Origin of the sequence: Williamsia sterculiae (genome assembly GCF_900156495.1) — a bacterium.
Lineage (GTDB): Bacteria > Actinomycetota > Actinomycetes > Mycobacteriales > Mycobacteriaceae > Williamsia_B > Williamsia_B sterculiae.
In genome coordinates, this window is record NZ_FTNT01000001.1 from 420,259 (window position 1) to 446,421 (window position 26,163).

At 67.7% G+C, this 26,163-nt stretch carries 26 protein-coding genes; 15 read left to right on the forward strand and 11 right to left on the reverse strand.

Annotation, left to right across the window (positions count from 1 at the left end):
• The 6 genes from BW971_RS01820 to BW971_RS01845 all read right to left on the reverse strand — a co-directional run bounded on the left by BW971_RS01820 (position 1) and on the right by BW971_RS01845 (position 6,538).
• Positions 1-921, reverse strand: coding sequence for a metal ABC transporter solute-binding protein, Zn/Mn family (locus tag BW971_RS01820; protein ID WP_076475940.1), 921 nt, complete (start codon positions 919-921; stop codon positions 1-3).
• 150 nt (positions 922-1,071) lie between these two features.
• Entirely contained in the window at positions 1,072-3,231 is a 2,160-nt protein-coding gene (locus tag BW971_RS01825) for a heavy metal translocating P-type ATPase (protein ID WP_076476363.1), read from the reverse strand.
• A gap of 40 nt (positions 3,232-3,271) precedes the next feature.
• Positions 3,272-3,553 carry a DUF1490 family protein gene (locus BW971_RS01830; protein ID WP_076475942.1) on the reverse strand — a complete coding sequence of 94 codons (282 nt, stop codon included), beginning with the start codon at positions 3,551-3,553 and terminating at the stop codon, positions 3,272-3,274.
• A gap of 67 nt (positions 3,554-3,620) precedes the next feature.
• Positions 3,621-3,743 carry a type B 50S ribosomal protein L36 gene (gene ykgO / locus BW971_RS01835; RefSeq protein ID WP_076475944.1) on the reverse strand — a complete coding sequence of 41 codons (123 nt, stop codon included), beginning with the start codon at positions 3,741-3,743 and terminating at the stop codon, positions 3,621-3,623.
• A 38-nt stretch (positions 3,744-3,781) separates the two neighbouring features.
• Complete coding sequence (locus BW971_RS01840) at positions 3,782-5,998, reverse strand: SulP family inorganic anion transporter (RefSeq protein ID WP_076475946.1); 2,217 nt, start codon at positions 5,996-5,998, stop codon at positions 3,782-3,784.
• 144 nt (positions 5,999-6,142) lie between these two features.
• Positions 6,143-6,538 (reverse strand): hypothetical protein, encoded by a 396-nt coding sequence (locus tag BW971_RS01845; RefSeq protein WP_076475948.1) that lies wholly within the window; start codon positions 6,536-6,538, stop codon positions 6,143-6,145.
• A gap of 540 nt (positions 6,539-7,078) precedes the next feature.
• Here BW971_RS01845 and BW971_RS01850 point away from each other — a divergent pair.
• The 4 genes from BW971_RS01850 (at position 7,079) to BW971_RS01865 (ending at position 10,318) form a co-directional block, all read left to right on the forward strand.
• Positions 7,079-7,369 (forward strand): twin-arginine translocation signal domain-containing protein, encoded by a 291-nt coding sequence (locus BW971_RS01850; RefSeq protein WP_159441815.1) that lies wholly within the window; start codon positions 7,079-7,081, stop codon positions 7,367-7,369.
• 28 nt (positions 7,370-7,397) lie between these two features.
• A complete protein-coding gene (locus BW971_RS01855) occupies positions 7,398-8,780 on the forward strand; it encodes a DUF4331 domain-containing protein (RefSeq protein WP_076475952.1) in 1,383 nt (460 codons plus the stop codon).
• A 1-nt stretch (position 8,781) separates the two neighbouring features.
• Positions 8,782-9,159 carry a hypothetical protein gene (locus BW971_RS01860; RefSeq protein WP_076475954.1) on the forward strand — a complete coding sequence of 126 codons (378 nt, stop codon included), beginning with the start codon at positions 8,782-8,784 and terminating at the stop codon, positions 9,157-9,159.
• A 133-nt stretch (positions 9,160-9,292) separates the two neighbouring features.
• On the forward strand, positions 9,293-10,318 hold the full coding sequence (locus BW971_RS01865) for a HoxN/HupN/NixA family nickel/cobalt transporter (protein WP_076475955.1): 1,026 nt from the start codon (positions 9,293-9,295) through the stop codon (positions 10,316-10,318).
• On the opposite strand, the gene BW971_RS21030 is transcribed toward BW971_RS01865, so the two are convergent.
• The 3 genes from BW971_RS21030 to BW971_RS01875 all read right to left on the reverse strand — a co-directional run bounded on the left by BW971_RS21030 (position 10,294) and on the right by BW971_RS01875 (position 12,477).
• Positions 10,294-10,587 carry a hypothetical protein gene (locus BW971_RS21030; RefSeq protein WP_143690158.1) on the reverse strand — a complete coding sequence of 98 codons (294 nt, stop codon included), beginning with the start codon at positions 10,585-10,587 and terminating at the stop codon, positions 10,294-10,296. The genes BW971_RS01865 and BW971_RS21030 overlap by 25 nt on opposite strands.
• 38 nt (positions 10,588-10,625) lie before the next feature.
• Complete coding sequence (locus BW971_RS21425) at positions 10,626-10,856, reverse strand: VOC family protein (RefSeq protein WP_159441817.1); 231 nt, start codon at positions 10,854-10,856, stop codon at positions 10,626-10,628.
• A gap of 79 nt (positions 10,857-10,935) precedes the next feature.
• Positions 10,936-12,477: a PE-PPE domain-containing protein gene (locus BW971_RS01875; RefSeq protein WP_076475958.1), complete on the reverse strand. Its 1,542-nt coding sequence runs from the start codon at positions 12,475-12,477 to the stop codon at positions 10,936-10,938.
• Between the two features lie 199 nt (positions 12,478-12,676).
• Between BW971_RS01875 and BW971_RS01880 the strand changes: the two genes are divergently transcribed.
• Genes BW971_RS01880 through BW971_RS01900 form a run of 5 tightly spaced genes read left to right on the forward strand, consistent with a single transcriptional unit; the run spans position 12,677 to position 17,633 of the window.
• A complete protein-coding gene (locus BW971_RS01880; protein WP_076475960.1) occupies positions 12,677-13,012 on the forward strand; it encodes a hypothetical protein in 336 nt (111 codons plus the stop codon).
• A 54-nt stretch (positions 13,013-13,066) separates the two neighbouring features.
• Entirely contained in the window at positions 13,067-13,933 is an 867-nt protein-coding gene (locus BW971_RS01885) for an alpha/beta fold hydrolase (RefSeq protein ID WP_076475961.1), read from the forward strand.
• A complete protein-coding gene (gene mshA, locus BW971_RS01890) occupies positions 13,930-15,261 on the forward strand; it encodes a D-inositol-3-phosphate glycosyltransferase (protein WP_076475963.1) in 1,332 nt (443 codons plus the stop codon). The genes BW971_RS01885 and mshA overlap by 4 nt, the downstream gene beginning before the upstream one ends.
• 25 nt (positions 15,262-15,286) lie before the next feature.
• Positions 15,287-15,967 carry a type III secretion system chaperone family protein gene (locus BW971_RS01895; protein WP_083709172.1) on the forward strand — a complete coding sequence of 227 codons (681 nt, stop codon included), beginning with the start codon at positions 15,287-15,289 and terminating at the stop codon, positions 15,965-15,967.
• 52 nt (positions 15,968-16,019) lie between these two features.
• Complete coding sequence (locus BW971_RS01900; RefSeq protein ID WP_076475965.1) at positions 16,020-17,633, forward strand: AMP-binding protein; 1,614 nt, start codon at positions 16,020-16,022, stop codon at positions 17,631-17,633.
• A gap of 65 nt (positions 17,634-17,698) precedes the next feature.
• On the opposite strand, the gene BW971_RS01905 is transcribed toward BW971_RS01900, so the two are convergent.
• Complete coding sequence (locus BW971_RS01905) at positions 17,699-19,108, reverse strand: glutamate decarboxylase (protein WP_076475967.1); 1,410 nt, start codon at positions 19,106-19,108, stop codon at positions 17,699-17,701.
• Positions 19,109-19,218: 110 nt separating this feature from the next.
• Between BW971_RS01905 and BW971_RS01910 the strand changes: the two genes are divergently transcribed.
• The 4 genes from BW971_RS01910 (at position 19,219) to BW971_RS01925 (ending at position 22,586) form a co-directional block, all read left to right on the forward strand.
• Positions 19,219-19,965, forward strand: a complete 747-nt coding sequence (locus BW971_RS01910; protein WP_076475968.1) for a phosphoglyceromutase — start codon at positions 19,219-19,221, stop codon at positions 19,963-19,965.
• A gap of 40 nt (positions 19,966-20,005) precedes the next feature.
• A complete protein-coding gene (locus tag BW971_RS01915; RefSeq protein ID WP_076475970.1) occupies positions 20,006-20,314 on the forward strand; it encodes a GNAT family N-acetyltransferase in 309 nt (102 codons plus the stop codon).
• Positions 20,315-20,607: 293 nt separating this feature from the next.
• The gene (locus BW971_RS01920) at positions 20,608-21,900 is read left to right on the forward strand and encodes a sensor histidine kinase (protein ID WP_083709211.1); all 1,293 of its coding nucleotides are present in this window, start codon (positions 20,608-20,610) and stop codon (positions 21,898-21,900) included.
• Positions 21,897-22,586: a response regulator transcription factor gene (locus BW971_RS01925; RefSeq protein ID WP_076475974.1), complete on the forward strand. Its 690-nt coding sequence runs from the start codon at positions 21,897-21,899 to the stop codon at positions 22,584-22,586. Before BW971_RS01920 ends, BW971_RS01925 begins: the two co-directional genes overlap by 4 nt.
• A 22-nt stretch (positions 22,587-22,608) precedes the next feature.
• Here the strand turns inward: BW971_RS01925 and BW971_RS01930 are convergent, their stop codons facing one another.
• Complete coding sequence (locus tag BW971_RS01930) at positions 22,609-23,439, reverse strand: DUF3109 family protein (protein WP_076476367.1); 831 nt, start codon at positions 23,437-23,439, stop codon at positions 22,609-22,611.
• Between the two features lie 65 nt (positions 23,440-23,504).
• Between BW971_RS01930 and BW971_RS01935 the strand changes: the two genes are divergently transcribed.
• Positions 23,505-24,488 carry a Ppx/GppA family phosphatase gene (locus BW971_RS01935; RefSeq protein WP_200799335.1) on the forward strand — a complete coding sequence of 328 codons (984 nt, stop codon included), beginning with the start codon at positions 23,505-23,507 and terminating at the stop codon, positions 24,486-24,488.
• Between the two features lie 91 nt (positions 24,489-24,579).
• Entirely contained in the window at positions 24,580-26,163 is a 1,584-nt protein-coding gene (locus BW971_RS01940) for a hypothetical protein (protein WP_076475976.1), read from the forward strand.

The following is a 26,163-nucleotide window of genomic DNA, read 5'->3' on the forward strand; positions in this document are numbered from 1 at the left end:
TCAGCTGGCCACCGCCTTACCGATCGCGTCGATGTTGGTCTGTTGCCAGGCGATGTAGTCGGTGACACCCCGCGGCAGGGTCTCGGTCAACTGGACCACCGGCAGCTTCACCGTATCGGCGCGGGACAACAACTGCTCGGTGGTGTCGTCGACAGCCTGTGCGTTGTAGAGCAACGCACGGACCTGCTTGCGGCCGATGAGGTCCTCGGTGGCGGCGATGTCGGCGGCGGACGGTGTCTGGTCACCCTCGACGGCGTCCTCGAATCCGGAGGGGGTGGCGTCCTTCAATCCGGCCTCGTCGAGCAGGTAGTACGCCAGCGGCTCGGTCTGGGCGACCTTGGCCCCGTCGTGCGCCGCCTTGATCTTCGCGACGGCCGTGCGCAGACCGTCGATCTTCGTCTCGAAGGCCGCCGCGTTGGCCTTGTAGGCCGCCGCGTGCGCCGAATCCTTCTGCGACAGCGCGTCGGCGACCTTCTGGGCAACCCCGCCGACCAGCTCGAGGTCGTAGAAGACATGCTCGTTGACCTGGCCGGGACGGCCGTTCGCACCGAGCAGATCGAACGCGTCGATGACGTTCGCCGACCCCTTGGGGGCGTCCTCCATGTACTGGTCGTAGTGACCGCCGTTGAGCAACACCACGTCGGCATCGGCGATGGTGGCGGTGTCCTTGGCACTCGGCGTGAACTCGTGCGGGTCACCGTCGGGAGACGTGAACAGCGCCGTCACGGTGGCATTGTCGCCCGCGACGGTCTTCGCGACCGAACCCCACACGTCGGTCGAGGTGACCAGGGTCGGCTTCGAGCCACCCGCGGCACCACTGCCACCGCTGTCGTCGCTGCCACAGGCCGCGAGACCGATGGCCGCGACCGCGGCGACGGAGGTGACGGCGACCAGACGACCACGGCCCAACCGGTGTGACATGGAACCCCACTCTCGAATGCAAACGACAACCGTTATCGGAAAGAGCTTAGCGCAGCGCACCCCGGGTCGGCGATTCGTGGGTGGGTCGATCCCCTCACAGGGCTCCCCGCTCGGCCGTGCGCCGGCGGGGATCCGGCCGGGTCCGGGCGGTCAGAGCCGGTGCCGGATCAGTCGAGAGCTGTTGGCCACCACCGCGACAGACGACGCGTTGTGCAGGATCGCGGCGAGTACCGGCGACAACGCGCCGCCGGCACCGATGGCCAGGCCCACCGCGTTCACCGCGATGGACATCCCGTAGTTCTGCTTGACCACGGCGACGGTCGCCCGGCCGAGTTCGCCGATGTCCTGCAGTCGGTTCAGATCGTCACCCGCCAGCGCTATGTCGGCGGTCTCGACGGCCACGTCGGTGCCCGCGAGGCCCATCGCGATCCCCACGTCCGCGGCGGCCAGCGCGGGTGCGTCGTTGACACCGTCGCCGACCACGGCGACGGTGTACCCGTGCTCCTGCAGGTCGCGCACCACGGCCAGTTTGTCGTCGGGCATCACCTCGGCGCGCCATTCGTCGATACCGAGTTCGTCGGCGACGGCCGCGGCCGTCGCCGGGTGATCGCCGGTGAGCATCACGATGCGCCGCACGCCCTGGGCGCGCAGTGCCGCGATCACCGCCGTCGCCTCGGGGCGTGCCTCGTCGCGCAGGCTGATCAGTCCCACCAGACGGCCGTCGACGGCCAACAACAACGGCGTCTCCGCGCGGTTGCGCAGTTCCTCCACCCAGTGCTGGGCGTCGACGCTGACGTCGACCCCCTCCGAACGCAACAGGGTGGGGCTGCCCAGGAGCAGGATTCGGCCGTCGGCGCGGATCCGCATGCCCCGGCCCACCAGCACCTCGCACTCCTCGTGCGGCGGGATCTCGATGCGACGCTCCTCGGTGGACCGGATGACCGCGGCGGCCAGTGGGTGCCGGGAATGGATCTCCGAACTCGCCGCATAGGCGAGCACCGTCTCCGGCTCCCAGTCGTCGGCGAAGGACATCACGTTGGTGACCACCGGACGCCCCTGGGTCAGGGTGCCGGTCTTGTCGAAGACCACGGCGTCGATCCGGCCCGCGGCCTCGAGGTGTGAGCCCCCCTTGACGAGGATGCCGCGGCGGGCGCCGTTGCCGATGGCCGCGCTGATCGCGGTCGGGGTGGCCAGGCCCACCGCGCACGGGCAGGCGACCAGCAACATCGTCATCGCACGGCGGATGTCGCGGGTGGTCACGAGCACCGCCGCCGACAGCAGGAAGGACGCGGGCACGAAGCGGCGGGAGAAGTTCTCGCCCACGGTCTGCATCGGGGCGCGGTCCTGCTGCGCCTCTTCGACCCGGCTGATGATGCGGCCGATGGCGGTGGCCGGTCCCACCGCGGTGGCGGTCACGACCAGACTCCCGGCCATCACCACCGATCCGGCGTAGACGGGATCACCGGCGCGGAGGCTGACCGGGAGGTTCTCGCCGGTGATGGCCGACTGGTCGACCACCGCCGCACCCTCCGCGATCACCCCGTCGACGGCGACCGCGACGTGCTCGTGCACCACCACGTCCATCCCGACGGTCAGCGTGGTGGTGGGAACCCGGACCTCGGTGCCGTCGGGGAGTCGCGTCCAGGCCGTGTCCTGGGCGCCGTGCAGCAGGTCGGAGATCGCCCGTCGGGTGCGACGCAGGGTGAGGTCCTGCAGGTATTCGCCGATGTTGAGCAACCAGAGCACGGTCAGCGCGACCACGTTCTCGCGGAGCAACAGGCTGGCGACCGTGGCCGCCGAGACGAGGGCGTCGGTACCCGCGGCCCGGTCGCCACGTAGCGTGCGCAGCGCGCCCCGCAGGAACGGATATCCGGTGAAGATGGTGACGCCAGCGGCGAACAACCGGCTGGTCGGACCGAGCGGCGGCGGTCGGCGCAGGCCGTATCGTCGGACGCCGAGCAACACCAGCGCCCCGCCGCCCACCGTCATCCGCAACACGTCGCGGCCGGACACGTCGGCCGAATTCGGCCTGCGCGCCGGGACGTCCTCGCGGGCGGTGGCCGCGGCCCGGGTCAGCCCCGCGACGAGCTGCGCGCGGTCGGTGCCAACGGGGGAGAACCACACCACCACCGAACCGGTGCGCGGGTAGGCGTGGACCGTGCGCACCCCGGGGACGTCGGCGAGCGCGTCCTCGGCGGCGATCGCCCGCACGGGGTCGTTGCGGACCCAGTCGACGACCAGCCGCAGCCGACCCGCGGCGTCCGAACAGAACCGGATGTCGGCGTCGTCGGCGAAGGTCGCGTGGGTCAGCGGTCGGGTGCCGGTGTCCGAGGCTGGACCCGACACGCGATCAGTGCTCGTGGTCGTGTGGTCGACCCGCGGTCGGCGGGGTGGCCTCCTCGCCGATCCGGGACCTGGCCTCGGCCACCACGTCGGCCACCTGCAGACGGGCGGACTCCGCGGCGGCTTCCGCGCGGCGGCTGCCGCGCAGTCCCCAGGCCGTGGTGGTCACCGCGGCCTCACGCAACTGGATCCGGGACGCCGAGCGCTTGAGCAGGTCGTACCCCGCGGCACCGGCGACCCCGGTGGCGAGCGTGGTCGCGGCTTTCACGATCACTGCGTGTACGGGCATGACGATCCTTTCGTTCGCGACGGCGTGTCTGTTCTCACGGTTCGGCTCGGGTCCGGGTTCTGGCCGCTCAACCCTGCCGGGCCTTGAATCGGGGGTTGTCCTTGTTGATGACGTAGATCCGCCCCTTGCGCTTCACCACCTGCGAGCCGGCCTGGTTCTTCAGTGAGCGGATCGAGCTACGGACCTTCATGGATCACCTCGGAGCGCGTGTAATGACTATGGTTGTCATTACCGTACCGGATCGGCGCTGACCGCGACGCCGGTCGTGGTCACCTCGATCACCCGCGCGGTCGCGATGTCGAAGAACATCCCGACCACCCGCAGCCGCCCGCCGGCGATGGCCCGCCCGACCAGCGGGTGGCGCTGCAGGGTCTCGAGCTGCTTGGCCACGTTGACCACCGCGAGTTGATCGGTGGGCGACAGACCGGCCTCGTCGGCGCTGCGTCCGGCCGGGTGGCCGTTGCGGAACGCGGTCAGACTCGGCAATGCGTTGGCCAACCAGTGGTCGACGGGGGTGTCGCCGGGCGCGGAGTCGTCGAGCAGGGCGTTCATCGCACCGCAGCCGGAGTGACCGCAGACGACGATCGAGCTGACCCCCAGTTCGTCGATGGCGAACTGCAGACCGGCGGCGACCGAGGTGTCGCCCGACGACTCGGCGGGCACCAGGTTGCCGACGTTGCGGATGGTGAACAGGTCACCGGGACCGCTCGCGGTGATCACGTTCGGCACGATGCGGCTGTCGGCGCAGGTCAGGAACAACGCGTCGGGGTTCTGTCCACCCGCCAGCTCGGCGGTGTGCTCACGGAACCGGTCGGCATGGCTGCGGTGGTACTCGTCGATGCCGCCCATGACCGACCGCAGACTCGCCGGGGTGGTGGTGTCCTCAGAACGGTGCCGGGTGCGTTTCCACGGCAGCATCCCGACGACCTTGTTGCTGGCGTGATGACGCTGCGGGGGTGCCGTGTCGGTGTCGGTCAGCGTCGGTTTGCCGTGTTCGTCGACGGCCACGGTGCCGCCGCCGGCCTCGTGGGCGCGGCGCCAGTCGGCGATCATCTCGCCCGCCGCATGGTCGAGGAAATCGAGGTCGAGATCCAGGGTGACCCGCGCCCCCGACGGAACAGCGTTGAGCGCCTTGGTCAGTCGGGGCAGCGACAGGAAGCTCAGCGAACCCTTGACGTGCACCATCCACTGGTGGGTTGCCTCGGTCCCGATGGGCTCGGAAGTGATCTCGGCGCGCACCACCCGCCAGACGACCAGCCCGATGGCGACGGCCAGCCCGATGCCGACCCCTTCGAGCAGGTTGAGGAACACCACGCTGACCACGGTGATCGCATACACCCAGAGGTCGCCGGTGCGGTGCGCCAGCCGCATGTGGGCCAGCTTGACCAGCTGGGTACCGATGACCACCAGTAGACCGGCCAGCGCAGCCTTGGGGATCTGCTGCACCAGACCGGTCAACACCACCGCGAACAGCAGTACCCACACGCCGTGCAGGATCGCCGACCAGCGCGTGCGGGCACCCGCGGCGACGTTGGCGGTACTGCGGACGATGACACCGGTGACCGGGAGACCGCCGATCAGCCCGGAGGTCATGTTGGCCGTACCCTGACCGATCAGCTCCCGGTTGAAGTTCGTCCGCGGACCGGTGTGCATCTTGTCCACCGCGACCGCCGAGAGCAGTGACTCCACGCTGGCGATCAGCGCGACGGTGAGGACGCCGAGGGCGACCGCACCCCACCTGCCGTCGGGCAGGTCGGGAAGAGCCAGCGCGTCGAAGAAGTTGCCGTTCAGTGCGATCTTCTCGGCGTCCAGGCCGAAGACGAGGGCGACGGCAGTGGCCGCGACGATGGCCACCAACGGGCCCGGGACCTTGCGCATGGCGGCGGGCATCATCGGCCAGCTCAGCAACAGCGCGATCACGATGCCACCGACGATGAGGTCGGGCGGATTCAGATCGGCGATCTGGCCGGGCAGGTTGACGATGTTCGACCAGGCGTTGCTGGCCGAGGTACCACCGAGCAAGACGTGGATCTGCTGCAGCGCGATGGTGATGCCGATACCCGCGAGCATCGCGTGCACCACCACCGGAGCGATGGCCAGCGCGGTCTGCGCGATCCGGCTGAGGCCGAAGAGGATCTGCAGGATGCCCGCGCCGACGGTGATGAGACAGGTGACCTTCCACCCGAAGTTGGCCACCAGGTCGGCGACGATCACCGTCAGCCCGGCGGCAGGACCGCTCACCTGGAGCGGGCTGCCACCGACGAAACCGACGACTATGCCGCCGACCACCGCGGCGATCAGGCCCGCCATCACCGGTGCGCCGGAGGCGATGGCGATGCCGAGGGACAGAGGTAGGGCGACGAGGAACACGACGAGCGAGGCGGGTACGTCGTAGCGGAGGACGGCTCGAGCGTCGATCCGGGGGAGCGCTGCGGGCAGATTCATGGGAACGAAGCTACCGCCAGAAGAGTAAACGTGCAGTAAAGAAATAGCCATCTACGCCAAAAGAGATGCAGCCTACAGTCAAACCGCACAAATCGGGCGACGTCGAAGTTCGGCGGTGGTTCGAGCAGTCAGCTGTAGCGCGGCCTACCTCTGGCTCGGAATTGTTCGCCGCGACGGGTGGTGTTCAGTGCGATGGCTGCGTGGGTGGCCAGGACGACGCCCTGATCCTGGCTGTCGCGGTCGACGAACGCTTTGGTGGTGTCGGAAGTGCAGGTTCGATGTTCCGAGTTCGAGGTCGCTGGTGTAGAGCCGGATCGACATGGTCGAGCGGATGGGGGTGCGGTCGTGCACGGCCGCGGCGAAGGCGGGCCAGCGTGTGTCGGTGGTGACGTCGTGCAGCACCGACTCGGGGGAGGCGAGGGTGCCGGAGCCGACGTCCGCCAGAGCCTGCCGCAGTTGGTCGGGATGGGTGCTCAGCAGTGCAAAGGCCCGACTGAGCGCCATTCCGGCGGCGTCGAATGCCAACAGCCAGTGCAGCATTTGGCCTATGGGATCAACCGTGGGTGTGGTCGCGACCTGGCTGATCGCAGCCGCCAGAGTCCCGGGCTGGGGGTCTTGCACGTAGTCGTCGAGCCGTTCGATGAATCGCTCGCGGCGTTGCGGGTGCGAGCTTCTTTCTGTGCGCCGGCAGGTGCGTACCGCAACCCATATCCGGTGTGAGCGGGCCGAGCCTCAGTACCCGCGGCCTGACTTTCGTGGGCGTTCACACGATGCGGCGGTGCCGATGGTCATGCTCCGGCACGCACGCGCGACAAGTGCGACAACGACGTCGCGCACCACTGTGCCGTCACCATTTCGCGCGATAACAGCCCGTTCTCCTCATGTGAGCGGCCCGCGTTCGCTATCGTCACTTCTTGGGTCATCCAAGTTGAGTCGACAGGTGGATGTCAGCGGTCAGTGTGTACCGCGCCGGCTCGGTCACTTTGGATGGGACTTCAGATGATGATGCTTTTCGCACGACTTACTGGATCGCGATCGAACACCCGTGCGGATGATCCGGGGCATTCCGGTTCCGACTCGTTGCCGACGCGCCGTCAATTTCTGTACGGAACGGGCATCGGTGCGTTGTCGGCCGGGGCCGTGGCCGTGGGCGCATCCTCGTCGTTCCGCGACGATCGCGACCCGGTGACGCGGCAGGCCCCGACCGGGACGGACGGTCGGCTGAACGGTGGCGAGCCCATCGTGGCCGTACTGCGAGATGCCGGCACGGGAGAGTTCGCGGTGTTGGCGGGCGAACGTGAAGTGGTGGTGGTCGACAAGAGACTTGCCGCCACGTTCGCCCGCGCGGTCTCCGCTGACGACGTCGTCTGACCATCACCCCACCCTGCAGAGGAATCTCATGTCGTCACATCGCGAGGCACCCGAGTCGTCGAAGGACCCGGTAGCAGACAACACCGACGTTTACGCCTTTGTCAGCCCCGACCGACCGGACACGGTGACGTTGTTGGCAAACTTCATCCCGTTTCAGACGCCGGAGGGCGGACCGAACTTCTACGCGTTCGGTGACGCGGTGCTTTACGAAATCCATGTCACGCATCCGGGATCGAGCGAGCCCGCGATCAGCTACCAGTTCCGCTTCACCGAGCACATCCAAGATCCCAGCACTTTCCTCTACAACACCGGCCCGATCCGATCCCTCGACGATCCTCACTTCAACCGTCGACAGAGCTATACGTTGACTCGCAAGGACGCATCGGGCTCCCACGTCCTGGGCAGTGGGCTGGCGACGCCGCCGTGCAACGTGGGCCTACGGTCCACACCGAACTACCAGGCGGCGCTGGCGTCTCCGGCGGTGCACGACCTCGATTCGGGCATAAGGGTATTCGCAGGGCAACGAGCCGAGGGGTTCTACATCGATCTCGGCGCCATCTTCGATGGTCTGTCCATTCGTCCCTTGCAGATCCTGCATTCCGGCCCGCTGTCCCCAGGGCTGTCAGTGGACTCGTTCCAAGGCCTCAATGTGCACACATTGGCCCTTCAGATTCCCAAGAGTCAGCTGACGCCGGACCATACCGCGCCGCGCGACTGGCGTTCACCGAGTTCGGTGATCGGCGTGTACGCCTCTGCCAGTCGGCAGACCAGCACGATCCTCGATCGCAACCAGCCTGGCAGACGCCTCACATCTGGTCCGTTCATGCAGGTCTCCCGTCTTGCCAATCCGCTGTTCAACGAGCTGCTGATCCCGATCACGCGAAAAGACGAATGGAACGCCAGCGCGCCCGCGAACGACGGTCGATTCGTCGATCGCGTCGCCCATCCGGAGTTGGGCACACTGCTGCCGACGATGTACCCGGGGGTGTTCACCAATCTCGCCCGCTACCGCAAGGCGCGTACCGATCTCACGGCCACGTTCCTGACCGGCTTCGAGCCCGGGATAGTCCCCAACTTCCAGAACGTCACCGGTGGACCGCTTGCCGACCTCATGAGGCTCAACATGGCTGTGCCCCCGACACCGCATCCCAACCCGTTCGGCATCCTGGGTGGCGACATGGGTGGATTCCCCAACGGGCGTCGCGTGATCGACGACGTCACCAGCATCGAACTACGCGCGATCGCTGGTGCCATACTGCCGTCTTTCGACAAGGGTTACGTCCCCGATGTGGCGGTCGCAGTCCTCGCCGATCTGGACATCTATACCAATCCGGCATTCCTGCCGCACTTTCCCTATCTCGGGACTCCGATCAGTGGCACCTCCGCCGTGCCCAAGCCGTTCGCGGGGTGACATGTCACCCTCGCTGCCACATCAGCATCGCCACCACGGCGCGTCGCTCGGTGCATACCATGCCGCGGGGTCCGGAAGTGCGGTCCTCGACATCGGTGACGATGTCGGCGCCCTGTTGGCAGTCGTACCCGACCGGTTCGCGACCAGTGAGATCGACATCACATTGGGACATGGCCACTCCGACAAGCCCCCCAACTCCCATGATGTGCACACCGGCGTACACCCGCGTGCCTACCATGGTCGCGACCGCCAGATCGCGCTGTTCCCCAGCCTTCCCGCTGGGAAGTACCAGCTCTGGCACCCGTACGACACGGTCGCACTAGCCCGCGTGGAGATTGTCGGCGGGCGGGTCACCGAGGTCGATCTGAGCGACGTATGACGATCGCTCCTGCAATGCAGGGGTCCGCCTCGGGTGGCACCGCACGTTCGCGGGAGGCAGGGTGATGCGATGTCCGGACTTCTCGGCGTATGCCACCTCCACGCGGCGTGCCGAAGCGTCATGTGCCGTACGGGTGGGCACCACGCTGGGTGTGGTGGTGGCCCTGCACGTCGTCGGGTTCGGTCTGGTGGCCGTTCCGGTACTGTCCGGCCAGTCGAACGGGCTCACGCTGGGCACCGTTGCCCTGGCCTACCTGGCGGGCCTGAAACACCAGGCCGACGCAGATCACATAAGCGCGATCGACAATGCCACCCGCAAGTTCGTTGCTGATGGACGGCGGCCTGTGAGCGTCGGACTGGCATTCAGTCTCGGGCACTCCACAATCGTGTTCATCGCATCCCTGGTCGTTGTCTTCGGTGCACGAGGTATGAGTGCCACATTCAACGGCGACAACAACATATCCGGGGCGTTGGGAAGTGTCGGATCCGCGGTCGCGGGCGGCTTCCTCATCCTCGTCGGTACCGTCAACGCTGTTTCTCTGCTGACCCTGGTGCGCAAACGCTCGTGTCACCGAGACGGAGCTGTCGCGCCGACCGCGGTCGGGCGAATGTTGACCGTTCCGCTACGCCGGATGAAGCATCCCTGCCACCTGTTCGCTCTGGGCTTGATGTTCGGGCTCGGGTTCGATACGGCCAGTCTGGTGGGTCTACTCGTCCTGGCGGCCACCAGCGCCGCCACATCCGGGATCGCGGTGGTGACGGTCTTGGCCCTGCCGGTGTGTTTCGCCGCCGGCATGACGTTGGGTGACACGGTGAACGGTATGGCGATGATGCGTCTCTACGCGTCGGCGTCCGCCGACTCGACGCGCCGTGGAGATCTGAACATCGCGATAACGGCGATGTCGGTTCTGTCGGCATTCACGATCGGCGGCATCATAGTGGTGTCCCTGCTACGTACGGTGTGGGGACTCGATGACAGGTTCAGTCGCTGCGTCGCGGGAATCAATCTGGAGTATGCAGGGTTCGCGATGATCGGGATATTCGCTGTGGTGTGGGTGGGTGTTGGTGTGCGCTGCACGCCGCACCGGCACCGATCACCGCCCCCCGAGTCACAGCGACTGTCGGATCACCGGACTCACTCGCGGTCGATGATGCGTTGAACGTCCTTGTCCTTGGGGAGGATGAAGGTGCCCACCGCACCGTCGTTGGTGATTCCTTCGAGATGAGCGCCGTCTGGCTCCCAGGTGATGTAATCGCCCACCCGTAGGTTCGTCCCGTCGTCGAGGACGATCGTGTCCCCATCTGTGAGATCTGAGAGGGATACCGCTTCTGTGCGTTGTGTTCCGGCCATCGCTTCACGATACTGCTTCCCGAGCCGAAGTCGTGGCGTGGCGAGTTCGGAGCCGTGAACATCGCTCGAAGCGACCACCCGCCTGAGTTCTCGTCTCACATGCGCGTTCGCTCGTGCTATTGCTGTGGTGTGTGATCGTCATCATCGACGGGCAAGACGCAGAACCGGTCTCCGTCGGGATCGGCCAACACCACCCAGGGCAGGTCCGCATCGTCGCCGACCAGTCGCGCGCCTGCCGACAGCAGGTGCGCGACTTCCCGGTCCTGATCGCCGGCAGCCGGCCGCAGGTCGAGATGGCATCGCTGGTCGGAGGGTGAAGGCGCAGAGGTGGAATGCTGGAACAGCATCACCGTTGTGGCATCACCGATCTCGACAAATCATGTACCCCGCCCATCGCGCCATCGCTTGAGGACATCGAGCTCTCCCTCACGCCGCGGTCTGCGATGGGTCCGCGGCGTGCTTCGGGATCGACGTGCTGGCGACGCCGACCGTTCCGCTGCCACCGTCCGCGGCGGCGTGCTTTCCGCCGGTGGTCTCGTCGTCCGCCGACGCCGCGACGGTGGCGGTATCACCGGTCTCGGTGGCAGTGCTCATATCAGTGGACGGAGCGGTTGCGGAATCGGTGGTCGGACCCCCACCAGCGGGGGTCGCTGTCGAGGGCGCGGACACCACAGGTGGCGTGCTCTGGACCGCCGTGGACGCAGCATCTCCGACGGGTGCGGAATCAGCCGGGGCGTCGGTCTCACCCGACGGAGTCGGAGTCGACGTCGATGTGTCGGCTGCCGCTGCGGATGTGGTGGTTGCCGGAGTCGCTGTGGCCACCGATCCGGTGGTCGAGGGCGCCGGATCCGTTGCCTCGGGCGCGGGCGACGGTGTCGATTCCGTGGGCGTCGACTCGGTGTCGACCGCGGTCGCCGAAGCGGCCAGGGTCGCGGTGGTGAGCGGGGTGCTGCTGGTGGTCGGGGAGGTGATTCCCACCAGTCCTCCGAGGCCGGCCAGCAGCGCCGAGGAGAACTTCGCGGCCACCGTGAAGGGATCGAGCGAGCCCGTCCCGGCGGGCGTCGCCACGCCCGACGGGGTGGTGCGGTCGTACCCGAGATCGACGAGAACTCGCAGGGCGGGTTCGATCGCATCGAGAACTTGGGAGGGCACGATGCCTGCGAACGGGATGAGCAGGGGCAGCCGACTGTGCAGGGTCACGTAGGTGACACCGTCGCTGGTGTAGGTGCGGTCGGGGATGGCATTGCTCAGGTCAGCGTCGAAATAGCTCGAATGCAGTAGGAACATCCCCATCACCGCGTTGACGACCGACAGCACGTGTGTCGGATAGGTGGGGAAGTCGGAGAAACCGTCGTACTCCCAACTGATGTCGAGCAGCTGATAGCCCTTGGTGTCGGATGGATTGGCACCGTCGAACACCACACCCACCGGCGCTGGGATGCTGAAACCCGGGAAGCGGGCGAAGATTCCGCCGTTGGGACGATCAGGGTTGCCGAACACGATGAAGCTCAACTGGTCCGGTGACGCCACGCCGCCGGGATCGGCGACCACCGTACGGAGTTCGCGGATGACCACGTCGGCACTGGTCGAGTAGCCGACCACGACGATCTTCTCGCCGGGACCCAACTGGGCCGCCGTCTTCCGGATGGCGGCGTCGAGATTGGCGACGCCCTGTTGCTGCGAGGCCTCGGCGGTGGTGCCGTCGGAACCCGTGGTGAACGGGAACTGCGCGGGCCACGGCACCACGGTGAAGGTGTAACCGGCATAAGGCGTTCCCGGTCTGGTGGAGATGAGTCCGTTGAGTTCGTCCTCCATCCGGACTCCGTTGGGATTGCTGTTGCCGCCCAGGACCAACAGCGTGCTGGCGGCCAACGCCACACCGCCGGTCGTCACGGACATCACCACCAGGGCCACCGCCCCGACCAGCGCGGTGACGATCACCGAGATCGGCTTGATCGCATGCTTCATCATGATGTCCCCCCCAGGACTCGCGAGGGCCGGCAGCGCCGGCACCCTTCCGCTGCGCAGAGATTATCCCGATTCGCGTGGTTCCGCTGATTTGTCCGATTGGACGCTTTCGGTCGTCCGCACGGATTTCCGCGACCCGCGCCTCGGCCGTCGTCCGGCGAGGAGGATGACATCAGACGATCGGCGACGGGAGCGGGTCATGACGGAGTTCGACGACGACTGGATGCGGGAGAAACTGGAGACCGCGCAGGCGTACACGATGGTCGTGCTGCGACGCGGTCCCGCCTGGGAGTGTTCGGATTCACCGCACCACGCGTGGGAGCACAGTCGTCGTGATTTCCGGCTGCGCGCCGAGGGGCGACTGTGTATGGCGCTCCGGGTGGCCGGTGACTCCGACGTGTGCGGGGTCGGCTTCTTCGCGCTCGACCCCGCCGAGACCGCCGAGCTGATCGGCGGCGACCCGGCCGTGGCGGCCGGTGTGTTCACCGCTGAGATACAGCCGGCGATCGGGATCCCCGGTGACCGCCTCACCTGAGGCGCGAGAGACGTCGGGACGGTTGCCCGGACCGGCGCGGATAGGGTGGGGTGCATGGGTGCATTCCGTCTGGGTTCGGTCACCGGGCCGACCGGTGTGGGCATCGCCTATCGGGTGAGTTCCGGTCCGGCCGATCGACCCGCGCTGCTGCTCATCCACGGATGGGCGCAATCGCAGCGGTGCTGGGGTGACGCGCTGCTCGACCGGCTGGCCGCCGACCGCACCGTCATCGCCATGGACATGCGCGGGCACGGCGCGTCGTCGGCGCCCCCGGGGGACACGGCCCGTGGGGAGGGATTCGACGAGGCCGCCTTCGCGAGTGACGTCCGCGCCGTACTCGACGCCGAGGCGGGTCCGGCGGGTGCGATCCTCGCCGGCTGGTCCTACGGCGGGCTCGTCGCCTGTGACCATCTCGCGGTCCACGGCACCGACGGCATCGCCGGACTGGTCCTCATCGGCGCAATCACCTCGCTGGGTCGCGGTCTGCGTGGCGGCACCATCGGTTCGGCCATGAGAGCGGCACTGCCCGACGCGCTCTCCGACGACCCGCGCACCGCGGTGCGCGCCCTCGGTTCCTTCGGCACCGCCCTCGTCCCCGCGCACGCGGAGGGTCTCGGCGCCACCCGACAGCTGCTCTTCGGCACGTCGCTGGCCACCCCGCCCGCGGTCCGCGCGGGGGTCTTCGCCCGCACCGTCGACCACGACGCGGTGTTGTCGTCGCTGCCGGTGCCCGTGCTGATCGTGCACGGTGAGGACGACACCGTCGTCGACGTCGCAGCGGGCAGACACGCCGAGTCGCTCCTGCCCACGGTGACCGCCCACTACTGGTCGGGTGAGGGACATGCGCCGTTCCTGACCGACCCCGACCGTTTCGCGGGCGAATTCGAGGCCTACGCCGCCGAGGCGGTGGTCCCGGCATGAGCCGCGCGGTCGACCGTCCGCTGCCGTCGCGGGTGGCACTGATCTCGGTGCACACCTCACCACTGGCGCAGCCGGGGACGGGGGACGCCGGTGGGATGAACGTCTACGTCTGGCAGACCGCGCAGCGGATGGCCGCGCGCGGCATCGAGGTGGAGATCTTCACCAGGGCCACGTCGTCGTCGGACGCCCCGGTGGTGGAGACGGTGCCGGGGGTGCTGGTGCGAAACGTGGTCGCCGGACCGTTCGAGGGGCTCGACAAGCGGGATCTGCCCACCCAGTTGTGCGCGTTCGCGGCGGGAGTGTTGCGGGCCGAGGCCACCCAACCACGCGGGTATTACGACGTGGTGCACTCGCACTACTGGTTGTCCGGGCAGGTGGGGTGGTTGGCCCGCGACCGCTGGGGAGTGCCGCTGGTGCACACCGCTCACACCCTGGCCGCGGTGAAGAACCAGTCGGTGGCCGCCGGGGACACCCCCGAACCGTTGCTGCGGCAGATCGGTGAACAGCAGGTGGTGGACGAGGCGGACCGGCTGGTGGTGAACACCCGCACCGAGGCTGATCAGCTCGTGTCGATTCATCACGCCGACCGCGACCGGGTGGACATCGTCACCCCCGGAGCCGATCTGGACACCTACTCGCCGGGTCCCGGGGGCCGCGTACGCGCGACGCTGGGTCTGGCGTCCGACGACGTGGTGGTGACCTTCGTCGGGCGGATCCAACCCCTCAAGGCGCCCGATGTCCTGTTGCGCGCAGCGGCACCGCTCATCGCGGCGAACCCGAAGGTGAAGGTGCTGATCGTCGGCGGTCCGTCGGGGTCGGGTATGGATCGGCCGGTCGCGCTGATGGATCTCGCGGCCGAGTTGGGCATCGATCACGCGGTGACCTTTTTGCCGCCGCGCCCGCCCGCCGATCTGGTGAACATCTATCGCGCCTCGGATCTGGTTGCGGTGCCCAGTTATTCGGAGAGCTTCGGCCTGGTGGCCGTCGAGGCGCAGGCCGCGGGGGTGCCAGTGGTCGCCGCCGACGTCGGCGGACTCGGGGTGGCCGTGGACGACGGCCGCAGCGGTCTCCTGGTCCCCGGGCACGACATCGGGAACTGGACCGCGGCCATCGGTGGACTCATCGCCGACCCCGACCGGCGTGCCGCGATGGGCCGCGCCGCGGCGGCGCATGCGCAGCAGTTCTCCTGGGAGCAGACCGCCGAGGACCTGCTCGACAGCTACGCCAAGGCCATCCAGGGCTTCCGCGGAACCGTCGACCCTGATCGATCCGGTTCCGGTCGCCGTACCCGGCGGCTGCGCAGGCGACGCAGCGAGGTCCGGGCCTGAACACCCCTACGAGGAGGAGACGCGGATGACCAGTGGTGAGCCGATCATCAACGGGCACAGCCGGAGTGGGCCGGACGGACGCCCTCCGGCCATCGTCGAACAGTCCGACCGGATCCAGTCCGTGTTGCGTGAACGCGGTGTGGAGTTCAGCGTCCGGGCCTCCGGTGGCGCCGACACCGAACACGTCGTCGTGGAGTTGCCCGGCGAACGGAAACTGAAGACCACGGTGCTGCTGACCGTCGGCAAACCCGGTGTGCGGGTGGAGGCGTTCGTCTGCCGTCATCCCGACGAGAACACCGAGAACGTGTTCCGCTACCTGCTCAAGCGCAACCGCAGGCTCTACGGCGTGGCGTACACGATCGACAACATCGGCGACATCTACCTCGTCGGACGGATCTCCGCGGAGTCGGTCACCCCCGACGAACTCGATCGCATTCTCGGCCAGGTGCTGGAGGCGGCCGACGGTGACTTCAACACGTTGCTGGAACTGGGTTTCGCCACCTCGATCCGACGCGAATGGGCATGGCGGGTGTCGCGGCGCGAGTCGCTGAACAACCTGCTGGCCTTCGAGCATCTCATCGACAAGGAGTCGCTGCCCGCTCCGGGAGAACCGCTCTCGCGTCCCGACCAGCGACTGCAGGACATCGCGACCCCGGATCCCGGCATCCCGGGCACGGGACCCGCCGATAACGACGAATCGGACTAGTGCGGGTGCGGTGCTTGTTAGGCTGGGCAAAACCGTTGCAATGGAGGTTGTCATGAGTTTTGCCAGTCCTTTTCCCGACGTCGAGATCCCGAACGTGAGCGTCTTCGAGTCGCTGTTCGGTGACATCGACGCCGCCGATCTGGATCGGGTCGCGCTCATCGACGTCCTGGGTGACGTGCAGGTCACCTACCGAGAGTTGATCTCTCGCATCGAAGCGGGTGCCGGCGCGTTGGCCGCCCGCGGTGTCGGTGTCGGTGACGTGGTGGGTCTGTTGGCGCCCAACTCGTCGGTCTTCGCCGTGGCGTTCCACGCCATCCTGCGGGCCGGTGCCACGGCGACCACGATCAACGCGCTGTTCACCGCCAAGGACATCGTCAAACAGCTCACCGACTCGCACGCCAAGATGCTCATCACGGTGACGCCGCTGTTACCGCAGGCGCTGGAGGCGGCCCGTGAGGTGGGTCTGCCGGATGCCGACGTGGTGGTGCTCGACGGTGAGGGCCAGGCGGCCACCGGTCACCCGAACGCCGCCGACCTCCTGGAGAGCGGTGATCCCGCACCCGACGTGGAGTTCGATCCGACCACTCATCTGGCCGTGTTGCCGTACAGCTCCGGCACCACCGGCAACCCCAAGGGCGTGATGCTGACCCATCGCAACCTGGTGGCCAATGTGGCGCAGATCCGTCCGCTGCAGGGGATGGTTGCCGACGACAAGATCATCGCGATCCTGCCGTTCTTCCACATCTACGGGATGACCGTGCTGCTCAACGCGGCGCTGCACGCGCGGGCGTCGCTGGTCATCATGCCGCGTTTCGACCTGGCCGAATTCCTCGGCAGCATCCAGAAGTACGGCGTCACTTACGGTTTCATCGCCCCGCCGGTCGCGGTGGCGCTGGCCAAGCACCCGCTGATCGACGAGTACGATCTCTCGTCGTTGCACACGATCATGTCCGGTGCCGCCCCGCTGGACTCGGAGCTGGGCAACGCGGTTGCCGCTCGGTTGAATCTGCAGATGATCCAGGGTTACGGGATGAGCGAGCTCAGTCCGGTGAGTCATTGCATGCCCGCGGACGGTGGACTCGCCGCATTCGGTGAGCAGGCCCCGTTGAGTTCCTGCGGATGGCCGGTGCCCAACTCGGTCAACAAGATCGTCGATCCCGGCAGCGGCGACGAGATCGATATCCCGGCCGAGGGCCTCAGTGAACCGGGGGAGCTGTGGGTGCAGGGACCGAACGTGATGCCCGGTTACCTCGGCAACGAGGAGGCGACCGCGTCGACGATCGACGCCGACGGGTTCCTGCACACCGGTGACATGGCGCGGGTCGACGCCGCCGGTCGGGTGTTCATCGTCGATCGGCTCAAGGAACTGATCAAGTACAAGGGCTATCAGGTACCGCCCGCCGAACTCGAGGCGCTGCTGCTCACCCACCCGAAAATCGCCGACACCGCGGTGATCGGCGTGAACGACGACGAGGGTGAGGAGATCCCCAAGGCGTTCGTGGTGGTGCAACACGGGGCCGAGCTCACCGAGGCCGAGGTCATCGATTTCGTCGCCGGGCAGGTCGCGCCCTACAAGAAGGTGCGTCAGGTGGAGTTCATCGACGCCATCCCGAAGTCGACCGCGGGCAAGATCCTGCGCAAGGATCTCCGGGCGCTGTCGGTCTAGGGCCAGCGCCCGCCCGCCGTGGATGACGGCCCGCTCGACGGGGTCGCGGGACAGACGTGGGCGGGTCAGTGGTGGAAGGACTCGCCCCGTCGGGAGTCGGGGATGGGGCCGGTCAACTGATCGAGGTGGTCGACGGCGTCCCGGATGTGGCCGAGCAGTACGCCTGCGAGGTCCATGCTCAGCCCGTTGCGGACCACGATGCGTTGCACGGTGACGTCGGTGAGGTCGTCGGGCATCGGATACGCAGGCACCAGCCAACCGCTCTCCCGCAACATGTCCGACAGGTGGTAGAGGTCCCAGTTGTCGGTGTAGCCGGCCCGCAGCTTCCAGGCGAACACGGGGATGTCGGTCGGGTGGTTGAACAACTCGAATGCCGGCAGTTCCGCGATACCGTCCGCCAGGTACTGCGCCACGTCCAGCGACGCCCGCTGCACCGCGGTGAAACCCTCGCGACCCAGGCGCAGGAACAGGTAGTACTGCATCAGCACCTGTGCGCCAGGGCGTGAGAAGTTCAGCGCGAAGGTGGGCATGTCTCCACCGAGGTAGCTGACCGTGAAGACCAGGTCGTCGGGCAGTGCGGCCTTGTCACGCCACACCACCCAGCCGACACCGGGGTAGACCAGACCGTATTTGTGCCCCGAGGTGTTGATGGAGTGCACCCGGGGCAGGGTGAAGTCCCAGACCAGGTCGGGCTGGGCGAACGGCGCGACCATCGCCCCGGACGCTCCGTCCACGTGGATCGCCACATCGAGACCGGTGTCGCGTTCGATGTCGTCGAGTGCCGCCGAGATCTGCGTCACCGGCTCATACATCCCCGTGTAGGTGACCCCCAGGATGGCGATCACGCCGATCGTGTTCTCGTCCACGTACTCGGCGAGGCGGTGACCGTCGAGGACCGGATGATCCTCGGAGATGGGGACATACCGGGCCTCCACCTCGAAGTAGTTGCAGAACTTCTCCCAGCAGACCTGCACCGCCGACGACATCACCACGTTCGGCCGTTCGGTGGACTGTCCCGCTGCCCGCCGTCGGTGCTGCCAGGCGCGCTTCAGGGCCAGCCCGCCCAGCATGCAGGCCTCCGACGACCCGATGGTGGAGGTCCCGACGGCCGACTTCGGGTCGGGTGCGTGCCACAGGTCGGCGAGGATCCGCCAGCACCGTTCCTCGATCGCCGCGGTGGCCGGGTATTCGTCCTTGTCGATCATGTTCTTGTCGGCCGATTCCAGATAGATCCGCCGCGCGTGGTCGTCCATCCAGGTGCTGACGAAGGTCGCCAGGTTCAGCCGCGCATTGCCGTCGAGCATGGCCTCGTCGTGTACGACCTGATACGCCGTATCCGGCAGGGTCTGCTTGTCCGGCAGGGAGAATTTGGGGATCTCGGTCACCCCACCGGGGCGGACGAACATCGGGCTGATGTCCAGGTTCTCGTGTTGGTCGCCGTCCGGCCGGTCACCGGGGTCGTCCGCAGGGGTCATGGGCGCCAACGTACGCCGCCGTCGTCGACACCAGATGAACGGTCGACACCGTCACGCGGTGTGTCGCCGACGCGGGGTCCCGGCGCCACCGGTGTGGGAAACTCCTTCCCATGACCAACGGCACCCTGATCTTGATGCGGCACGGCGAGAGCGAGTGGAACGCCTCCAACCAGTTCACCGGTTGGGTCGACGTGGCACTCACCGACAAGGGGATCGGTGAGGCGGAGCACGCAGGCGAACTGCTGGTGGAACACGACCTGCTCCCAGACGTTCTGTACACCTCGCTGTTGCGCCGGGCCATCGTCACCGCGCAGATCGCCCTGGACCGGGCCGACCGGTTGTGGATCCCGGTGGTCCGCGACTGGCGACTGAACGAGCGGCACTACGGAAAGTTGCAGGGCCTGAACAAGGCGGAGATCAAGGAGGAGTTCGGCGACGAACAGTTCATGCTGTGGCGCCGCAGCTACGACACGCCGCCGCCGCCGATCGATCCCGACGCGCGGTACAGCCAGGTGGGCGACCCCCGGTACGCCGACCTGGAGCAGGTGCCGCTCACCGAATGCCTGAAAGACGTGGTCGCGCGGATGATCCCGTACTTCACCGAGACCATCGCCCCGGAGATCCAGGCGGGCAGGACGGTACTGGTGGCCGCGCACGGCAACTCGTTGCGGGCTCTGGTCAAACATCTCGACGGCATCTCCGACGAGGACATCGCCGCGCTGAACATCCCCACCGGTAACCCGTTGCGGTACGACCTCGACGAGAACCTGAAGCCGATCAACCCCGGGGGTACGTACCTGGACCCTGAGGCGGCCGCGGCAGGTGCGGCGGCCGTCGCGGCGCAGGGCCAGAAGTAGTCGGCTGACCGACCGCCCTCGGAGGACTATCCTGAGGGACATGTCGGCATCCGATCCCGACGTCGTGGTCGTCACCCACTCCACCTCGCAGGAACGCTACGAGGCGACGGTCGGCGACGTGTACGTCGGATACCTCGATTACGTCAGCGAACCCGAGCAGGTGTTGATCACCCACACGGTGATCGGGGACCGATTCAGCGGCCGCGGTTACGCGGCTCAGCTGGTTCGGTATGTGCTCGACGACATCGCTTCCACCGGTAAGAAGGTGGTCCCCCTCTGTTCCTACGTTCAGCATTTCGTGGCCGAGAATCCCGAGTACGCGGACCTCACCGTGCCGCTCTCGGGGTGAGATGAGCTCCGCCGGTGGTCGAGGACGCAGCGGCCGCACAGTGTGACCTGTGCCGCGCCACCTCGGCTTACATCGGGGTGAACGCGCGCGGAACACTTGCACCTCGACTTGTCTCTTTCGTGACCCACCCAGCATTCTGCAGGGGTGTGGAGTTTCCCCGGTCGTAAGCTCGTGGCGTGACCGGGTTGTTCATCGCTGTCGGCGTCGTGCTGCTGACCGTGGTGGCCGGGGGGATCGGTGTTCTCGTCGGGCGACGTCTGGCCACCCCGCGGCGTGCGCCCGGGGAGATCGCGATGAGCGACGTGTCCGCGGCGGTGCGCTCCGACGCCGCGGTTCTCGTCGAATCCGGGACCGAGACCGCCGACGGGCGGATGTCGAAGGCCGCGCTGCTGGGATTGATCGTGTCGCAGGGCGAGACCGCGATCGTCGTCGTGGACCACCTGCAGGACGTGGTGCTCTTCAACGAGCGTGCGTTGGAGCTGGGCATGATCCGCGACCACATCGTCGATGAGGCGATCTGGGCCGCGGTGCAGCCCATCTTCAGTCGGCCGGAAGCGACCGACAAACACTCCGAGGCGCACACTCACGAATTCGAGTTCACCCCACCGCACACCACCGGTGGCTTCATCTCCACCGCCCGCGCCACCAGTCGTCCCGCGGCGGCGGTGCGGTGTGTGACCCGGCTGGTCGGCAGCGACGACCTCGGCATCGGGAATCAGGACAATGTGGAGCGCTACGCGGTCCTCTACGGTTCCGACGACACCGACAACGTCCGCCTCGAGGCCACCCGTCGCGACTTCGTCGCCAACGTCTCCCACGAGCTGAAGACCCCCGTCGGCGCGATCGGACTGCTCACCGAGGCGCTGCTGCAGTCCGCCGACGATCAGGAGTCGGTGGACTACTTCGGTGAGCGGGTGCTCGTCGAGGTGGGCCGGATGAGCCGGATGGTGTCCGAGCTGATCGCGCTGTCTCGGCTACAGGGGGCGGAGAAACTGGCCGAGATGGAGGTGGTGGACGTCGACAGCCTGGTCGACGACGCGCTGCAGCACGGTCAGGTGTCGGCCGAGGCGGCGGGGATCGACCTGCGTGGCGACGAGCCGTCCGGGTTGTGTGTCACCGGCGACCGTAGTCTGCTGCTGATGGCGTTGGACAATCTGGTGGCCAATGCGATCGCCTATTCGTCGGCGGACACGATCGTCTCGGTCAGCAGGCGCGTCATCCGCGAGGGGGACCGGGAACTGGTGGCCATCGCCGTCACCGACAGGGGTATCGGGATCGCCGCCCGCGACCAACAGCGAGTGTTCGAGCGGTTCTTCCGCGTGGACAAGGCCCGGTCTCGCGACACCGGTGGCACGGGGCTGGGCCTGGCCATCGTCAAACACGTGGCGGCCAACCACGACGGCAGCATCCGGCTGTGGAGCAAACCGGGTACCGGATCGACCTTCACCCTCAGCATCCCCCGGGCGGTTCCCGCTCTGCGCAACCCCGATGACCAGATCGCTCCCGAGCAGGTTCGCCAACCCGCGCAGTCACCCGGCTCGCACGGCCGTTCGCACGTTCACAGAAAGAAGGAAGTGAGTCGGTGACACACGTTCTCATCGTGGAAGACGAGGAGTCGCTTGCCGATCCGTTGGCATTCCTGCTGCGCAAGGAGGGCTTCGAGACGACGGTCGTGACCGACGGTGCGGAGGCCCTTCCCGAGTTCGAACGCACCGGTGCCGACATCGTGTTGCTCGACCTGATGCTGCCAGGGGTGTCCGGCACCGAGGTGTGCAAGGCCCTGCGGTCACGGTCGCAGGTGCCGGTGATCATGGTGACGGCCCGCGACAGCGAGATCGACAAGGTGGTCGGGCTCGAATTGGGTGCCGACGACTACGTCACCAAGCCCTACTCGGCCCGCGAGTTGATCGCCAGGATCCGGGCGGTGTTGCGGCGCGGGGTGGACACCACCGACGCCGAGGCCTTCGACGACGGCCTGCTCGAGGCCGGCCCGGTGGCGATGGATGTGGAACGCCACACCGTCACGGCCAACGGGCAGGCCATCACCCTGCCGCTCAAGGAGTTCGACCTGCTGGAGTACCTGCTGCGCAATGCGGGCCGGGTACTGACCCGCGGACAGCTCATCGATCGGGTCTGGGGTGCCGACTACGTCGGGGACACCAAGACCCTCGACGTGCACGTCAAGCGGCTGCGCTCGAAGATCGAAAGCGACCCCGGCAATCCGAAACACCTGGTCACCGTGCGTGGGCTGGGTTACAAACTGGAGCCCTGAGCGTCGCTGACGTCTCGCGGACTCATTCCTCCGGTTTCAGTTCGTACTTGATGTCCGCGATCCGGCGTCCGGTGGCCTGCTCGGTCGCCGGGTGTACCGCGACGATGCCCAGACCGCGGCGGCGTTCGCACAGCTTCGCCAGTTCGGTGTAGGCGGGTTCACCGATGAGCTCGATGAGCTCCGGTCGGTAGGACTGGAACACCTGCTGGGCGCCCACGTGGGCATCCGGCGACCCCGAGCAGTACCACTTCAGGTCGTGACCACCGGAACCCCAGCCGCGCCGGTCGTATTCGGTCAGCGTGGTCCGCAGGATCTGGGTGCCGTCGGGACGCTCCACCCAGTCCTGTTCTCGACGCATCGGCAACTGCCAGCAGACGTCCGGTTTCACCGTCAGCGGCTCCAACCCTTTGCGCAGAGCCATCGAGTGCAGGGAGCAGCCGACCCCGCCCGCGAAACCGGGACGGTTGAGGAAGATGCATGCGCCCTTGTACCGACGGGTCTTCAGAGCGGGTTCGTCGTCGAGTTCGTCCTCCTCGAGGTAACCGCGCTTACCCAGCGGCTTCTTACCGGTGCCCTCCGAGAAGAACTGCCAGTCGTCGGCGGTGAGCATCGACATGCCGTGGGCCAGGCGTTCGCGGTCGTCGTCGTCCGACAGATAGGCCCCGTGGGTACAGCAGCCGTCGTCGGGGCGACCCTCCACGATCCCCTGGCAGGCAGGGGTGCCGAAGACGCAGGTCCAGTGGGAGAGCAGCCAGGTGAGGTCGGCGCGGATCCAGTGTTCGGCGTCGGCGGGGTCCTCGAATTCCACCCATTCGCGGGTGAAATCGAGCGGCACCTCGGGGGCGGGCTTGATGTGGCGCACGGTGTCCAACGGTAGTGCCTCCTCGCGGCCGGGGTCGCACCCGTTAAGTTGGGGTCGTGCGATTGGGAGTCCTCGACGTGGGCAGCAACACCGTCCACCTGCTGGTGGTGGATGCGCATCGCGGTGGTCACCCCACCCCGATGAGCTCCACCAAGTCGACGCTGCGACTCGCCGAGCAGATCGACGAGTCCGGGGAATTGTCGGCGCGGGGAGCGGACAAGCTGATCGGCGCGGTCTCGGAGTTCACCGACATCGCGACCACCTCGGGCTGCGAACAGGTGATGGCCTTCGCGACGTCGGCGGTGCGGGACGCCGCCAACTGTGACGAGGTGCTCGGTGAGGTGCGCTCCCGCACCGGGGTGTCGGTGCAGGTGCTCAGTGGTCGCGACGAGGCCCGGTTGACCTCGCTGGCGGTGCGCCGCTGGTACGGCTGGAGCGCGGGCCGGATCCTGGCCCTGGACATCGGCGGTGGGTCGCTGGAGATGTCCAACGGGGTGGACGAGGAACCCGACGTCGCGTTGTCGGTGCCGCTCGGCGCGGGTCGGCTCACCCGCGAGTGGTTGGCCGAGGACCCGCCCGGTCGTCGCCGGGTGTCGGTACTGCGCGACTGGTTGGACGCCGAGCTGGCCGCACCGACGCGTGAGCTGTTGGCCGCAGGCGAACCGGACCTCGCCGTCGGCACGTCGAAGACCTTCCGCAGTCTCGCGCGGCTCACCGGAGCGGCGCCGTCGAGCGCGGGTCCGCGGGTGCGTCGGACGCTGACCAGCGGGGGACTGCGGCAATTGATCGCCTTCATATCCCGGATGACGACCGCCGACCGTGCTGAACTCGAGGGTGTGAGCGAGGATCGCGCGGGGCAACTGGTGGCCGGCGCCCTGGTCGCCGAGGCGGCGATGCGGGCGCTGTCGGTGGACACCTTGGAGATCTGTCCGTGGGCGCTGCGTGAGGGTGTGATCCTGCGGCGGCTGGACAGCGAGCTCAACGACGCCGGCGACATCATCGACACCGGTGACGTCCGGGTCGGCGGCATGCGGACCTGACGGCGCGCGGTCTCCGCGGATCAGTGGGGTGCCGGCCGCCGAGACGTTGAAGTGAAGAATGGCGAGACGAGAAGAATGGAGAGGCGAGACCATGGTCAGAGATCCCGACCCCGATTCGCGGCCGATCTCCGTCGCCGAACTGTTGCGTCGCGCCCGCGAGGATGATGCCGCGGCCTCGGACGACGGTGACACCGAGGCCGCATCGCCACACCGTCGTCGCCGCGGTCGCAGCGGCTCGTTCTCCGTCGCCGAGCTGACCGGCGAGATCCCCCGGGTGCGGCCCGACGATCCGGCCCCCGACTCGGGGACCGAGTCGGACCGCGGCGAACTCGACCCCGAACCCCCGGGCAGCTCACAGCCTCGCGTCGCCGGGCAGACTCCCGCCGAGGTCGAGCGGGCCGTGCCCGCGGTCGGCGAGGAACATGCCGATCACGAGACGGACCCCACGCGGCAGGCCGACACCGAATCGACCCGTCTCGATGCGATACCCGATGCCCGCGAGGACACCGCGCCGGTCGACACCCGGGCGACCGCCGTGTTCCCGAGATCCGACGAGCCGGTTGCGCCGACCGAGACCGATGACCGGTTTCCGGTGGCCGACGGGCCCGACCGCCCGCTACGCAATCTGGACACCCCGCCGGGGACGCGGGACTTCAGCGCCGACCGGGTGTCGGAGCGCATGCGCCGTCGTGCGGACTCCGATGCCGAGACCGGCGTCATCCCGCGGGTGGACGATCCCGGTGCCGTGGCCGCCGGCGGTGAGCAGAGCTTCGACAGCTACCGCAACTTCGACGACGTCGCCGCCGACCCGGTACCGCAGGAGCGCAAGGTCGGCGGGCTGCGCGGATGGCTGGCGCGACGGTCGGTGAAGCGGCAGATGGCCCGCGAACACGCCGAACCCGGCATCGACAGAACCGAACACGACGGTTCGGATCACGGTGGGGGTGACGCGCTCGCGCCCACCGAGACCGCCCCGTTCGACGCGCCGCACGCGGACGCGCCGGTGCAGGGACTGTCGGTCTACCAACGGCCCACCCCGGACGTCGACGAGGGTGACGACCGTGGATCCGTGCACGACGCCGACCCCACCACCGTGTTCCCCGCCGCGGCTGCCGCGGGCGGGGTCGGTGCGGTGGCCGCGGGCACCGCGGCCGCCCGTCGCGACACGGATGACGACCCCGACGCAGACGACAACCACACGCACGATCCCGACGCGCAGGCGGACTCGCCGACGGGTCTCGACCCGCACGCCCCCACCGGACACGTCGGTGCGGGCACGACCGGTGTGGACACGACCGAACCGAACAGGATCGACGACGGCGCGTCCGATCCGACCCGGCACGGCGATCCGCACGCAGACGCCTCCGCGCATGTGGCCGGCCCGAGGGGTGCGCAGCCGACCGGGGAACGGTCCCCGGCCGTCCAGTGGCTGGCGCTCATCGCGCAGGTGATCGTCGGACTGGCGATCGGTGTGGGCCTGTTCTGGGGCTTCACCGAGCTGTGGAGATGGAACGTGTACTTCGCCCTGGTGCTGGCCGTGGTGGTCATCTTCGGCCTGGTCACGCTGGTGCACGTGGTGCGCCGCAAACAGGATCTGGTGAGCACACTGCTGGCCCTGGGCGTCGGACTGATCGTCACCATCGGACCGCTGGTGTTGCTCGCCTCGGGCGACTAG